This window comes from Vibrio sp. 10N.261.51.A4 (assembly GCF_041471945.1).
GTDB classification, from domain to species: Bacteria; Pseudomonadota; Gammaproteobacteria; order Enterobacterales; family Vibrionaceae; genus Vibrio; species Vibrio crassostreae_C.
Genome location: NZ_JBFRPJ010000046.1, coordinates 69,967 through 84,912, shown reverse-complemented (window position 1 = coordinate 84,912; position 14,946 = coordinate 69,967). Strand labels below are relative to the sequence as shown.

Here is a 14,946-nt window from a genome sequence, read left to right as displayed (position 1 = left end):
TAGTCATAACACGTGAACGGGTTGCGATTTCGTGTCTAGCTCTTGGGAGTATTGCTGGGAGTCAAAAGAGGTCGTGTTTTACGGAAGGCATTTTTTACGCTGATTTTTCCGTCTTTCAGGGTAAACACATCAACCATACGAGCTTCGATGACGCTGCCATCCGGGTTCGTCGCAGAAAACGTTGATTCACTCACAGCACGGTCACCGCATACAAAGTGGACAGGGTCGCTCCAAGCCGCATCTGGAAAGTTCTGCCAAACCAATTCAAAGCTATTTCGAACCGCTTCGTACCCTTCGATAGTGTTTCCAAGCAAGCCTTCTCCTGCCACCGTGTGGAATACACAGTCTTCTGTCATGAAAGACATGAGTGCTTCAATATCATGGTTATTCCACGCATCACTGAAAGACTGTAAAAAGGCTGTATCGACTTGGTTTTCCAGCACGAATGTCGCCGCATTGGTTTGCATATTCATATTCCAGAATCCTTTATGTTTTCGTTATTGGTTTAAATTTCAGTAGCTTTGCGCCACTTTTTTATTAGAGTGTTTAAACTAGATTTGTGAAAATTTAACAACTCGATAACAAGGTTCATCACTCTAACTTCGAGTTAGGTTATAAACAATCTCTAAGCTCACAGATTTCATCTTTTTATAAATTAATTAGTGTTCTAATTTTATTTAATCAACTTTTCACTGACGACATAAGAGGTATAATTAAATTAGAACGTGTTAGCCTTTAGTCGAAATCAAAGTCTTGATGATACTTTCGACCATACTGTTCAAGTTGACGATCATGAGTATTAACTTGCAATTCAATATTACCGTCACCTTTATTTATGACTTGGTTGTTATCTGCATGTGCTTCGTTTTTTAAATCCGTTAGTTTCTCTTCGACATACTCTGTCGGTTCATTTAAAACATTCATGGATATTAACTCCTTTATCAGGTTTACTTTCACTGATGGAAGAATATGAACGGACACTAGACCGTTTGAATATTCTTTCTCATCGTACAAAGGCTGAATGGCATCATTGCCACCTTCCTTAAATGGGTGAATGGAATACCACTTGTCCTTGCGTGGCTCTTGCTGATCGCAATCCGCCACATTAAATATCTGAGTTTTGTTGAGATCACACGGCGAGCTAAAAACACTAACTCGCTGATAATCAAGAGCTTTAATTATGTTTATGCAGTCTTTACTTTGGCTGTGACACACCGACCACAGCGCATTTAACAGGTTATCGGTCCATTCCAGTAAACGGGTGGGAAAGCCCTGCTTCTTGGCTAAACACATCAATAACCAGTCATTTATGTCGTGTGAGCTCAACGAGTGACCACCGTAAACTCTCACAGTTGAAAGCAACTCTTGTTCGACACGACGTATGTTCTTACGATTGGAGCGGCCTAAATTTGGCATTAGATTATTATTTTCATAATCACAAACGTTATACATCAAACCAAGTTGGTCACTGCATTCAGTCATTAATGAATCAATTATTTCATACAGTTCTTCGAGTGTGCTGATATAACGTTTATTGTTCATATTTGGTTCCAACCACTCGACAATATAAATAACTAAATTGAAATTTATTCGTTAAAAACTGACATATAATAAAATACACAGACCAAAGTCTAAGAACTCTATCGACTTATCGATAATTACTATTTAAAAGTTACTCATAATAATTATTAATAAGTCTCTATTACTGAAACCGCGCACCTATTCATCTTGATCATTTCATTAGGGCTCTAATATTTATAGCGAAATAATAGAAATATATGACCCAATACTTAGATATCAATACTATTAAGAATCTTTGAAAACAACTCGCTCATTGAGCCATTCTGTTTCATCATCCAATTTGCAATTAATCGCTAGTTTTGAATCCTAATTTGTTTGCCCGACCACATTCTCGATAACGCTTTATCTAGCGTTCATGAGACTGTTTTGGCCGGGCAAACTTCCTATGACTTATACGTAGTCTTTGTACTTATCTAGGAAACGAACCGGCGTTGATAGTGCATCTCGGCGGAACGGGTCGCCCAATTCCTGAGTACACATGATTTCAATGATGGTTGTTTTGCCTTCGTTCATTTGCATGTCGATGGCTTTCTGTAGAGTTGGACCTACATCTTCTAGCTTATCAACCGTGATACCTTCAGCGCCCATTGCTCGTGCGATTTCCGCAAAGCTTTGGTTGTCCAGTTCACCAGCAACAAAGCGTCGGTTGTAGAAGTCGACTTGATTCTTCTTCTCTGCACCCCATTGACGGTTGTGGAATACCACGGCTGTCACTGGAATGTTATGACGAACACATGTCATGGTCTCCATCAAGCTCATGCCCCATGCGCCGTCACCTGCATAAGAGATAGCTGGACGATGAGGTGCTGCTGCTTTCGCACCAATGATGGTTGGGAACGCGTAACCACAGTTACCGAAACTCATTGCCGCAAAGAAGCTGCGTGGTTTTTCAAAACGTAAGTAGCTGTTTGCCACTGAGTTGATGTTACCGATATCCGTTGAGACCATTGCATCTTCTGGCATCGCTTTTTCTAGCTCACGCAGTACTTGGCGTGGGTGTAGATATTCGCCACCAGAGAACGGAGTCTCGTGTGAGTTTTCTTCAATCATATCCAAGCTGAACGAGTCACGTTCGTGTGTCCACTCATCAAGCTCTTTTTCCCACAACGCTTTTTCTGTTGCTACTGTGTCTTGGCGAGCGCCTTTGTTGTCATCACACAACAGTGCACGACCTTCTAGTCTTTCAGCTAATGCCACAGCCGCTGCTTTTGCGTCGCCACAGATGCCAACAGAGATCTTCTTGACCAAGCCAAGCATCTTGTTGTCTGCATCGATCTGAATGATTTTCGCGTCTTTCGGCCAGTAGTCCATACCATGTTGAGGCAAGGTGCCGAATGGACCAAGACGTGTACCCAAAGCGATAACCACATCCGCTTGAGCCATCAACTTCATTGCGGCTTTCGAACCTTGGTAGCCTAAAGGACCACACCATAATGGGTGACTAGCAGGGAAAGAGTCATTGTGTAGGTAGCTGTTTACTACGGGTGCGCCTAGTCGTTCTGCTAGTGCCGCACACTCTTGAACTGCGTCAGCCATTACCACGCCGCCACCAGAAATGATGACTGGGAATTTCGCTTCAGCAATCAGGTCTGCCGCTTCATTCAGAGACTTCTCGCCGCCCGGGCCACGGTCTAAACGCGCTGGTTTAGGGATCTCAGTTTGAGTTTCGCCATAGAAATAGTCACGTGGAATATTCAGCTGAGTCGGACCCATTTCGCTCATTGCGCGGTCAAAGCATCGGCCTGTGTATTCCGCCATACGATCTGGGTGCGTTACGTGTCCTTGATACTTAGTAAATTCTTGGAACATTGGAAGTTGGTTACACTCTTGGAAACCACCTAAGCCCATTGTTTTAGTACCAGTCTCTGGCGTCACAATCACGACTGGGCTGTGTGCCCAGAATGCCGCTGCAATCGCAGTTACACAGTTACTAATACCTGGGCCATTCTGCCCGATAACCACACCATGGCGACCCGATACACGAGAGTAACCATCTGCCATGTGAGCAGCACCTTGCTCGTGTACCACTGGGACCAATCGAATGCCAGCAGGAGCAAAGATATCCATTGCGTCCATAAATGCTGACCCCATGATGCCGAACATGTCGGTAACATCATTAGCAACCATAGTTTCAACGAACGCTTCTGATGGTGTCATTGTTACTGTGCCGGAAACAACCGTACGTTTTTCTTGCTCGCTCATTCTTCCATTCTCCTTGAGTTAACCAAAATTTCATTTTTCGGAATGAATTGTCTCTTTTTCGAATTCATTTTCACCTTAGTAGTAGAATTTTTGCGCGTCAACTTTTTATATTAAATTGGAACAATTCATTCCAATTAATAAAACTAGATCACATTATTGGTAGTTTTTCGTACAAAAAGTGCCGTTAACTTAGGTTGAGCTGTTAATAATCGACGACATAGCGCAATAGCATCGACAAATAATGGGTTATATAGAGGGAAGAATGATGAAAGAGTCGGAATTGATACCAACGCGACAGGTAAGTGTGAGAGAGTGCTTTGGGATAGACAGCAACCTAACGGTGATGGCGTTTGAACATGCAGAAGAGTATGTGCCAAAAATCGATCCTAACTACTGTTTTGATCCTGAAGTGACGCTGGCTATATTGGCGGGGTTCACCTCCAATCGTCGTACATTGATACAAGGCACGCACGGAACGGGCAAGTCGTCTCACATTGAGCAAATTGCCGCGAGATTGAATTGGCCGTGTTTGAGGATCAACCTAGACGGACACTTAAGTCGATTGGATTTCATAGGTAAAGACAGCATCGTCATTAAAGACGGAATGCAGGTGACTGAGTTTAAAGAAGGCATTCTTCCACAGAGCATTCAACAACCCATCGCACTGGTGTTAGATGAGTACGACGCTGGTCGTCCTGACGTGATGTTTGTGATTCAACAGCTATTAGAACAAGACGGCAAATACACCTCTTTAGAACAAAACCGAGTGATCACGCCTCACCCTTCTTTCCGCTTGTTTGCAACCTGCAACACGCTTGGCTTGGGTAACTTCTCAGGTTTGTATTCTGGCACTCAAGTGCTTAACCACAGTCAGTTAGATAGATGGAACATCATCGCTACGCTCAACTATTTAGACCCACAACATGAAACCAAGATCGTGTTATCTAAGCTTCCGGAACTGAATAATGAAAGTGGTCGACAACTGGTCGAGAAAATGATCGCCACCGCAGGATTAACGCGTAACGGGTTTAGGGCTGGTGACCTTTCAACGGTGATGTCTCCGCGAACGGTGCTCACTTGGGCTGAAAACATCCAAATATTCGATGATGTAGCCACCGCATTTAGGTTGTCATTCTTAAATCGCTGTGAAGACGAAGAGAAAGAGCTGGTTAGCGAATACTATTTCCGTTGCTTTGGTGAAGCCTTGGAAACGCCTACTCAAAACTATTCGCACTCGGAGTCGTAAACCATGGCCAATGTTTCTTCCCAGCAGAAAAAGATCCTCGATATTGGTGTGTCTGTCGCCAGAGCGATCAGCGGTGAGTTGAGTCTGAATTATCGGGGAGAACGTCTCTATAAAGGCAATAGCCCCTGCTATTATCAGTCTGCGCATACTAACGATCTCACCTTTGTGTCTCGCCACGAGCTAAAAAACAGCAAGCTATCGATGCAAGGCAAGATCGATTCATCGGCACTGCGATTATTACTTTCAGACGCTGACCTCCATTATTCATTGCGCCCTCAAAACGAGATAGAACGCCTGCTTTACGACTTCTGCGAACAGGTTCGAGTTGAATCTCAAGTCCCACCTTATCTAAAAGGCGTGACCACTAGCATCCAATTCAACTTTGCGTATTGGAGCGACCAATATCATCAGAATGGCTTCACCGAATCACGAATCGGCATGTTGCTGTTTACTCTGATGCAAGTCATCCACACCCGTTTAACTGGTGTTCCCGTTTCTGAGCCTATCGCTGAGACCATTGAATCGACTCGCGCCGGCATCGTGCCTACCTTTGGTCACAGCCTTAAACGCTTAAAGCAACATAGAACCGACCAAGAACAGTTTGCACACTGCGCCAATGAACTTGCAGCCCTTGCACAAGAGTTAATCATCCAAGAACAAGAAAGTGATAACTCGCCCACGCCAACGGTCGAAGAAGACATTAAGATCCTTGCACAGCTTGCCTTGATTGTTGATGGTGACATTCAAGATCAAGACGTCGATACCGACATCACAGGCAGTAGCAAGGTATTCGAGTTGTCGGGCGCGAATTATCAGGTCTTTAATTCAGAATTTGATCGAATTGTCGCCGCAGATAAACTCGTCAGACGCTCCCTATTACTCGAACTGAGGCAGAAACTCACTGATGACATCATGGCGAGACAAGTCAATACTCGCCGTTTAGCCGCTATGCTCGCCAACTTTGTCGCGACGCCACAAAGGAACCGACGTCAGGACCATTTAGAAGAAGGCATTGTTAACGCCACCACCATCACCAAGCTCATCACGTCGCCATTGGATCGCACTGTCTTTTATCAACCTGACATCTGTGCATCTCATCAATGTGCTATCACGTTTTTGATGGACTGCTCAGGCTCAATGCAAAAACACAGTCACAAGCTAAGTTTGTTGATGGATACGATTCTCAAATCCGTTGGATTGGCTGATATCCCATTTGAGATCATTGGCTTCACTACCAACAACTGGAACGGTGGCAAGGTCTATCGACAGTGGCTTAAACAAGGCCAACCAAAGCACCCAGGCCGCTTGAACGAAGTTCGGCACATCGTGTTTAAGGATTTTGATACGCATTGGAGACGATCTCGCCTTGGTATTGCGAGTCTTCGTAAAGCAGACGTCTTTAAAGAAGGGATTGATGGCGAAGCGGTACAGTTCGCGAGCCAGCGGTTGCAACAGCACGCTGCTCAACGAAAGGTTTTGATCGTGTTCTCAGACGGCTGCCCAATGGATACCGCCACCAGCACTGCCAACGATCAGTTCTATTTGGATAACCACCTCAAACAAGTGATTGAACGTGAGTCGACCAAAAACGGAATTGAGATTCATGGCGTGGGGATGGGAGTGGATTTGAGCCCATATTACCGCAACAACATTACCTTGGACGTACAAGAGAGCTGCTTGTTCGGGTTATCTAGGAACATCTTTGAGATGCTAAAGCGCTGACGTGTCATTGAGGAGGGTGTCATCAAGCATTAAACGAGAATCAAGCCCTCCTCCTTCAAAGGTAATTTTGATAAAGAAAACGTTCTAAGCCAAAAACAACGACCATACAGAGACCGCCATCAAGTACCCACCAATCAACATCAACACAATAAACACTAACTTTCTGAGTTGATCATTAGACAACGGCGGTGGGAAACGTCGAGCAAACATCGTGACAAGCGCTACCAAGGGAACAGCAATAGCAGATAACCACAGTATGCTCTGTTCCATGTCGCCTGCAGCGTAGACATTGACAGTACGCGACATCGACGTACAAGCGAAAACCATCAGCAGTGTGCTTCGCACCAGATCGAGCGTAAAAGGCTGCCGATAAAGATGATAAACAATCGGTGGACCTGCCATCCCAAACAACCCACCCGCTAACCCAGAGCTAAAGCCTGAGACAAGGAAAGATACGGTTGCCGAGCGATCCTTTCTGGTTTTAGGTTTGAACATAAAACTCAAACCTGCGAATAGCACCATCGCACCTAATAGTCCTCGAAGAATATGCGTTGCCGAATCGCTTAACTCGTCCAGCAAGTACACCCCCATCGAAACGCCGGGAATAATACCGATGACCAACACCACCAGAATCTTGAGTTCCCCAAGCAGTGGCTTACCCATCAATGCGACCAAGCAATTGAACAAGGTCACAATACTGACCACAGCGGCTATAACGGGTAAGGAAACCAGATTAAGGCTAACCGTTAAACCAATCACGATGATACCGAGGCCAAATCCGGTGACAGTTTGAAAATAGGTACCCACCGCAATAGTGGTAAGAATGGCGAGTAAAACAGGTAACTCCATTAGCTATCCTAATTTGGTTGTTTGGGGGTTGGATATGAGTGCGAATTTGAGTGCTAGATTCAGGAGCGAGATGTTAATACCTAAAATCAAACGTCGACTCTTGTCTTTCTTCAACCTCAGCTTCAGTATCAGCCTTAGAGTCAGACACTTTCCCTTGCTGCGCTTGTACTGCGGTCACCGCGATTACATTAAAGATGTCTTGTGCGCAACACCCTCTTGATAAGTCATTCGCAGGTTGATTCAACCCTTGTAACAGTGGACCAATCGCAACTGCCCCGCCTAACCTTTCCGCAAGCTTATAACCAATATTACCGGCTTCTAAATTGGGAAATATCAACACGTTCGATTGACCTTTCACCTCTGAATCTGGCAGCTTTTTCGCGGCAATCTCAGTCACAATCGCGGCATCGAGTTGAACATCCTGATCGACGGCGATTCCGGGACAACGCTGTTTCACGAGTTGAGCCGCGTTACGAACCTTATCGACTGATTCGTGCTTGGCGCTGCCGTTGGTCGAAAAAGACAGCATTGCGACTTTAGGTTCTTCCATCAGTAGCGTTTGAGCACTGTTTGATGCGGCTACGGCAATCGATGCTAGCTCGGTTTCATTGGGGTTAATCACCAAACCACAGTCACTGAAAATCATGCCGCCTTTAAGATTATGGAAAGGCTCACACAACATCATCAGAAAAAAACTGGACACCAATTCACTGTCTGGCGCGCGGCCGATAATCTGAAGCGCAGCTCGCACGACATCAGACGTGGTATAAACCGCACCATTAACTGTGCCATCCACCAGCCCCTCTCTGACCATCAAATTGGCAAAAACGAGTGGGTCTAGAACCAACTCTAGCGCGTCATCGTAAGTCATACCTTTCGCTTTTCTTAACGTATACAACCGCTCAGCGAGCACTTCTTTGAGTGATGACGCCTGTGGGGAAACAATATGAATGCCTACAAGATCAATGTGATGTAATTCTGCAGCAGCGATGATCGCCGGTTCATCCCCGACTAAGGTGATGTAAGCGAGCTGTTTGTCTATCGCCATTCTTGCGGCTGCTAGTACTCGCGGGTCCTCAGCTTCACTCAAAACCACTCGCTTACGATCTAAGTGAGCCTTATCAATAATCCGTTCAATCGCCTTCATCTTAAATTCCATTTATTGAGATTAACTGTTCCATAATTTATATTTATATTATTGGAATAATAAAAAAGGTCAAATTTTATTCAGATAATTGAAGAATAATGATTTGGTATGTACACTCTTAAGCATAGACATATCGCAAGGATGGATCATTATATGCAAACAGAAACACCACCAGTTCAAGGGGATACACCGACTCTCCGACTTTTTGCACTATTAGAGGTGATAGCGCAAAAAGACGAGTTTATTTCTCTTCAAGGATTAGTCGAAGAAACTGGACTGCCAAAACCTACGCTGCACCGAATGCTTCAGCAGTTAGAAGCGGCAGGCATTATTCAAAGAGACGGTGATGAGAAGCACTACAGCTCAGGTATTCGACTCAGAAAGCTTGCCGAAAACCTATTGTTGAATAGCACCATGCACAGTGCCCGACGCACTATTCTTGAAAACCTGAGAGCAGAAGTTGGTGAAAGCTGTAACCTAACGGCGCTATCAAGTGGCGAGATCATCTATCTTGATCGCGCAGAAACTGAAGCCCCCCTTCGTTTTCATCTACACCCAGGTTCTCGCGTCCCAGTGCATTGCTCAGCAAGCGGAAAACTGTTTTTGGCGCACATGTCTAAGTCACAGCGCAGACGATTAATTGAAAATGTGCCACTGACTCAATACACCGTGAACACCATTACAGACTATTCGATGTTAGAGAAAGACATCGAAGAAGCGAAAATCCAAGGCTTTGCGATTGATGACGAAGAATTTTTGCCGGGCTTAGTCTGTATCGCCGTGCTGATCCCATCATCTACGGGTCAATCAAACCTCGGCCTAGCAATACAAGCGCCCGTAATTCGAGTCAAACCTGATGAAGCGATCAAGTACCTACCCGCTCTTCAGAAAGCCGCAAAAGCGCTAGCGAAGATCGAAGCTGATAATTGGAGTCAGCAGTAAGCACTTTCTTAAAGAATTTCGAAGTCCATGACTTAGCTGCTCATGGATTTCGAAAGCCCTACTTTGGTAAACAATGCTTGCGCAAACAAGGGCTTCAAAACTATCGAATTAACAACGAAAATCTGCGACTAATCAACATTTGGTCGAAGTGATCTGAACACTCGCCAACCCGCACATCAGCAACACGTCTAAAGTAATCACGACAAAGGAATCACGATGCTAAACATTGATAACCAGCACTTACTCTCTTTTATGGTGACAGAAGCGAACAACGCAGTTGCAGTCACAAACCCAGCAACGGGTGAACTCATCGGGCACGCACCGATATCATCAGAAACAGAGTTATCGAGCGCGATTGAACGAGCTCATGTAGCGCAAAAAGAGTGGGCAAAAATCCCTGCTAAATCTCGTGCTGCACTACTTCATCGCTGGCACCAGTTGATCCTCGAAAACAAGAATGACCTTGCTCGAATCATGACGATTGAACAAGGTAAACCGTTAGCCGAAGCGGCAGGCGAAGTGGTGTATGGCGCGAGCTTCATTGAGTGGTTTGCAGAAGAAGCAAAGCGCACTTATGGTGATTCCATTCCTAGCACAGTCGCAGGCAAACGTTTGGTGACCATCAAGCAACCGATCGGAGTGGCGTGCGCGATTACGCCATGGAACTTCCCTATTGCAATGATCACTCGTAAAGCGGCTCCTGCCTTAGCTGCGGGTTGTAGCTTTGTCGTGAAACCTTCGGATGAGACACCGCTTTCCGCGTTTGCTGTGGTTGAACTGGCTTATCAAGCGGGTATCCCTAAAGATCTACTTCAAGTGGTGCTTGGTGAAAGCCCTGAACAAGTGGGCAACCTATTCACTTCGCATCCGCTTATCAAAAAAATCTCTTTCACTGGGTCGACCCGTGTGGGCAGTATTTTGATGGCTCAAGCTGCAAAAGGCATCAAACGCACCTCTATGGAGCTTGGTGGCAATGCACCTTTTATTGTGTTTGACGATGCTGACATCGACGCGGCCGTTCAAGGCGCAATGGCGTCGAAGTTCCGTAATGCAGGTCAAACATGTGTCTGTGCGAACCGATTCTACGTTCACAGTAAAGTGTACGATGAGTTTGTGGCTAAATTCGATCAAGCGGTTCAGCAGCTTAAGATTGGTAACGGTTTAGATGAGGGTGTCACGATTGGACCTGTTGTCAGCCTGAATGCGAAGAACAACATCCAAGCTTTGATAAACCGAGCGATTGAACAAGGTGCTGCGCCTGTCACGCCAACTCAGGAGCTTAATGGGCTTTTCATTCAGCCTGTTGTTCTTAAAGATGTAAAACACAGCATGGACATCGTTCAACAAGAGATCTTTGGCCCAGTCGCGCCTGTGATGAAATTCGACACGGACGAAGAGCTTATCGAGATGGCCAACGATACGATTTATGGTTTGGCGTCTTACTTCTACAGTCAGAACATCCACCGAGTGTGGAACATTGCAGAAGCGCTTGAGTACGGTATGGTCGGCATTAATGATGGTCTAATCTCAACCGAAGTCGCGCCTTTCGGTGGTGTGAAACAATCAGGTATTGGCCGTGAAGGTGCGAAAGAAGGCATCGATGAGTACATGGACATTAAGTATCTTTGCTTTGGCGGAAAATAAGGTTGGTAGTAACTAAGTTCTGGCAGTGATTAGGGCTCGGAAATAATTAAGTCTTAGTGAGCACTAACCTGCCCCATTCTCCCCCCTTCCCACCACAAAAATGAATCAAAAAAAAGCCGCGCTATAAAAGCGCGGCACCTTGGGCTCGGTTAAAGGGGGTTTCTTTTTTTAGTATTTTACATTCTCTGTTTTTGTTATTCGGTTGCTTCACTATCCCTGCGCTTTCAGTTTTAGACGCATCGCGTGCAGCACTGGCTCGGTGTAACCGCTCGGCTGAGCACAGCCTTCGAATACCAACTGACACGCCGCTGAAAATGCAATGCTGTTTTCAAAATCAGGCGCCATGTTACGGTAACTCGGGTCGCCAGCGTTTTGCTCATCCACCACTGCGGCCATACGCTTCATGGTTTTCATTACCTGAGCTTCCTCGCAAATGCCGTGACGTAACCAGTTCGCAATATGCTGGCTTGAAATACGCAGCGTCGCTCGGTCTTCCATTAACCCTACATCGTTAATATCAGGTACCTTCGAACAACCAACGCCTTGGTCAATCCAACGAACCACATAACCCAAAATACCTTGGGTGTTGTTATCCAGTTCACTTTGAATATCTTGCGCGGTAAGCTTTTGATCGCCCAGTAACGGGATAGTAAGAATATCATCGACATTGGCTCTCACTCGCTCACGAAGCTCTTTCTGACGGCTTGGTACACTCACCTTATGATAGTGCAGCGCGTGCAAAGTCGCGGCGGTTGGAGAAGGAACCCAAGCGGTATTGGCACCCGCTTGTGGATGTCCGATTTTCGCGTCCATCATCTTCGCCATATTGTCTGGCTCTGGCCACATACCTTTACCAATCTGGGCTTTACCTTGCAGGCCACAAGCTAAGCCAAGATCAACGTTTTGATCTTCGTATGCGCCAATCCAAGTCATGGTTTTCAGCTGTGTTTTAGGAGCAAAAGGCCCCGCTTCCATACTGGTGTGAATCTCATCACCCGTTCGGTCTAAGAAACCTGTGTTGATAAACACAACACGATCTTTAGCTGCACGAATACATTCTTTAAGGTTAACCGAAGTACGACGCTCTTCGTCCATGATGCCGACTTTTATCGTGAATCGATCTAGCCCTAATGCATCTTCAATGCGGCCAAACAATTCATTAGTAAACGCGACTTCTTCAGGGCCATGCATCTTAGGTTTTACGATGTTGATGCTGTTCGCAGTCGAGTTTTGGTACGCGCTGTTGCCTTTTAAATCATGCATCGCAATTAACGAAGTGATCATGCCATCCATAATGCCTTCAGGCACTTCATTACCATGAGCATCAATGATAGCTGGGTTGGTCATCAGGTGGCCGACATTACGGATAAACAACATGCTGCGGCCTTTTAGTGAAATCTCACCACCCGTCACGCTGGTATATTGGCGATCGGGGTTAAGGTTACGAACAATGGTTTTGCCGTTTTTCTCTAGCGATTCTTGCAGATCACCTTTCATCAAGCCTAACCAGTTACGGTAAGCCAATGCTTTGTCTTCACCATCAACTGCAGCAACCGAGTCTTCACAATCCATAATGGTTGTTAAGGCTGCTTCGACCAACACATCTTTAATACCTGCCACATCAACGCTACCAATCGGTGCACTTGGGTCAATTTGAATTTCGATGTGCAGATTATTGTGTTTAAGAAGAATGCACGAAGGTGAACTTGCATCACCTTGATAGCCAATGAACTGGTCGCTATCAATGAGAGTGACTTCTTCGCCGTTATCGAGTGTCGCTATTAGTTTATTGCCGATGCTAGCGTTACTGATGCTATATTGGGTGACGTCTTTATGAGATACACCGTTTAATGGCGCTGCGTCATCAAGGAACTCACGAGCATAAGTCACTACTTTAGCGCCACGAGCAGGGTTAAAGCTTCCGCCCTTTTCCGCGCCATCACTTTCACTGATCACGTCCGTTCCGTAGAGCGCATCATATAGACTGCCCCAACGCGCATTGGCTGCGTTAAGTGCAAAGCGTGCGTTCATGATTGGCACCACAAGCTGCGGCCCTGCTTGTGTTGCGATCTCAGGTTCTACGCTCGCTGTCGTCACTTGAAAGTCATCGCCTTCAGGAACCAAATAACCGATCTGCTGTAAGAACTGTTTGTACTCCACAGGATCTAGCGTTTGCCCAGCACGCTCTTGGTGCCAAACGTCAATTTGATGTTGAAGATCTTCACGCTTGATAAGCAATGCGCGATTTTTTGGCGCCAAATCTTCAAGAATGGTTGCAAATGATTGCCAAAAGTCTTCAGCGACAATGCCTGTTCCAGGAATCACCTGCTCATTAATTAATTGGTAGAGGGTGCTATCAATGTTCAAGCTTCCCTGTTGAATACGACTGCTCATAAAATCTCTCTCAAACTAATTGATGGCTACTCAATAAATTTTCGTGACTAGCTCAAATTTACTTTACTGATTTAAACTTACTTAACGGACATGAATTTAGCTAATTTATGCCGGTTATATTGGATATTCATATAAAAAATACCCTACAAACTGTGTTATTCCGTCACTCCACTCTCTATTTCGTTAGCGACACTTTTAATCAAACGACGCATCCACTGATGGTCTGGATTGGTTTGTAACAATGGACTCCACGCCATCTTCACCTCAAAGGGTTCAATCGCAAATGGCGCAGGCTTGATCAACAATCTAGGGTTATTGCGCTGCAGTTGAGCGGCTTTGGTAGGAATAGTCAGGATCAGGTTCTTCTGTTGTGCGAAGAGAATCGCCGACAAGTAGTGTCGCGTAAACACCGTGATGTTACGGGTTTTACCAATGCGCATTAGTGCTTCATCTATCCAACCAAGCTTTTGTGCTTCGCTTGGGTTTATCCCCACTCCCGTTCCCATGCCGGTCTTACTTACCCAAATATGTTGCGCCTTTAGATAAGACAAAATATCGAAATTGTCGGCTATCGGGTTGTCACAACTAAATAGACAAGAAAACCCGTCGTGCCAAAGGCTCATCTGGTGAAAAGACTGAGGAATATCGTCAAATCGGTTGATAATTATATCAACGGTACCTTGCTCTACATCCTGATAACTCACGTCACTTGGCGTCATGATATCCAGTCGTATTTTCGGTGCGATCTCACTTAGCCTTTTCAGAAGAGGTTGAATAATGGTCGACTCTGCATAGTCACTCGCCATGATACGAAACACGCGTTCACTGTCTTCTGCATTAAACTCTGTGGTCGGCTGCAGTGTCTTCTCTACATTCGCCAAGATGTTTCGAATCAGTGGCTGCAACTTGTGCGCGCGTTCGGTCGGTATCATCCCTTCACTTGTTCTCACTAATAGCGGGTCTTCAAACAGATCACGCAATCGGCGAAGGCCATTACTCATGGCTGGTTGAGTAATACCCAATTGATTTGCTGCTCGTGTAACGTTTCTTTCACGTAGCAACATGTCTAAATACACAAGCAAATTAAGGTCTATACGAGCAATATTCATACGAAAAATACCGAATATAATAACTATAAATTAACAAAATTATCACATACATGATTATTATTTGTCCATGGTTAGATTTAATCCAAATCAAATGACCTCGCCAAATTGGC

The 14,946-nt window shown here is 45.3% G+C and carries 11 protein-coding genes; 4 read left to right on the top strand and 7 right to left on the bottom strand.

The window, feature by feature from the left end; all coding sequences use genetic code 11:
* Positions 1 to 35: 35 nt before the first annotated feature.
* From AB4384_RS10605 to xsc, 3 genes are all read right to left on the bottom strand, one after another.
* Positions 36 to 473 carry a nuclear transport factor 2 family protein gene (locus AB4384_RS10605; protein ID WP_102393921.1) on the bottom strand — a complete coding sequence of 146 codons (438 nt, stop codon included), beginning with the start codon at positions 471 to 473 and terminating at the stop codon, positions 36 to 38.
* A 262-nt stretch (positions 474 to 735) separates the two neighbouring features.
* The gene (locus AB4384_RS10600; RefSeq protein WP_372129472.1) at positions 736 to 1,542 is read right to left on the bottom strand and encodes an FRG domain-containing protein; all 807 of its coding nucleotides are present in this window, start codon (positions 1,540 to 1,542) and stop codon (positions 736 to 738) included.
* A 429-nt stretch (positions 1,543 to 1,971) separates the two neighbouring features.
* Positions 1,972 to 3,783: a sulfoacetaldehyde acetyltransferase gene (gene xsc / locus AB4384_RS10595; RefSeq protein WP_372129470.1), complete on the bottom strand. Its 1,812-nt coding sequence runs from the start codon at positions 3,781 to 3,783 to the stop codon at positions 1,972 to 1,974.
* A 262-nt stretch (positions 3,784 to 4,045) separates the two neighbouring features.
* Between xsc and AB4384_RS10590 the strand changes: the two genes are divergently transcribed.
* Both AB4384_RS10590 and AB4384_RS10585 read left to right on the top strand, forming a co-directional pair.
* Entirely contained in the window at positions 4,046 to 5,029 is a 984-nt protein-coding gene (locus tag AB4384_RS10590; RefSeq protein WP_372129469.1) for an AAA family ATPase, read from the top strand.
* Between the two features lie 3 nt (positions 5,030 to 5,032).
* Positions 5,033 to 6,751 (top strand): cobaltochelatase CobT-related protein, encoded by a 1,719-nt coding sequence (locus AB4384_RS10585; protein WP_372129467.1) that lies wholly within the window; start codon positions 5,033 to 5,035, stop codon positions 6,749 to 6,751.
* An 84-nt stretch (positions 6,752 to 6,835) separates the two neighbouring features.
* Here the strand turns inward: AB4384_RS10585 and AB4384_RS10580 are convergent, their stop codons facing one another.
* Positions 6,836 to 7,600: a sulfite exporter TauE/SafE family protein gene (locus AB4384_RS10580; RefSeq protein ID WP_065605238.1), complete on the bottom strand. Its 765-nt coding sequence runs from the start codon at positions 7,598 to 7,600 to the stop codon at positions 6,836 to 6,838.
* A 73-nt stretch (positions 7,601 to 7,673) separates the two neighbouring features.
* Positions 7,674 to 8,747: a phosphate acetyltransferase gene (gene pta / locus AB4384_RS10575; RefSeq protein WP_108192241.1), complete on the bottom strand. Its 1,074-nt coding sequence runs from the start codon at positions 8,745 to 8,747 to the stop codon at positions 7,674 to 7,676.
* 153 nt (positions 8,748 to 8,900) lie between these two features.
* On the opposite strand from pta, the gene AB4384_RS10570 reads away from it, so the two are divergent.
* Together AB4384_RS10570 and AB4384_RS10565 are read left to right on the top strand one after the other, a co-directional pair.
* Positions 8,901 to 9,689 carry an IclR family transcriptional regulator gene (locus tag AB4384_RS10570; RefSeq protein WP_372129465.1) on the top strand — a complete coding sequence of 263 codons (789 nt, stop codon included), beginning with the start codon at positions 8,901 to 8,903 and terminating at the stop codon, positions 9,687 to 9,689.
* A gap of 216 nt (positions 9,690 to 9,905) precedes the next feature.
* On the top strand, positions 9,906 to 11,333 hold the full coding sequence (locus tag AB4384_RS10565) for an NAD-dependent succinate-semialdehyde dehydrogenase (protein WP_065585104.1): 1,428 nt from the start codon (positions 9,906 to 9,908) through the stop codon (positions 11,331 to 11,333).
* Between the two features lie 210 nt (positions 11,334 to 11,543).
* On the opposite strand, the gene AB4384_RS10560 is transcribed toward AB4384_RS10565, so the two are convergent.
* Both AB4384_RS10560 and AB4384_RS10555 read right to left on the bottom strand, forming a co-directional pair.
* A complete protein-coding gene (locus tag AB4384_RS10560) occupies positions 11,544 to 13,727 on the bottom strand; it encodes a malate synthase G (RefSeq protein WP_372129464.1) in 2,184 nt (727 codons plus the stop codon).
* A gap of 155 nt (positions 13,728 to 13,882) precedes the next feature.
* Positions 13,883 to 14,836: a LysR family transcriptional regulator gene (locus tag AB4384_RS10555; RefSeq protein WP_012600244.1), complete on the bottom strand. Its 954-nt coding sequence runs from the start codon at positions 14,834 to 14,836 to the stop codon at positions 13,883 to 13,885.
* Between the last annotated feature and the right edge of the window lie 110 nt (positions 14,837 to 14,946).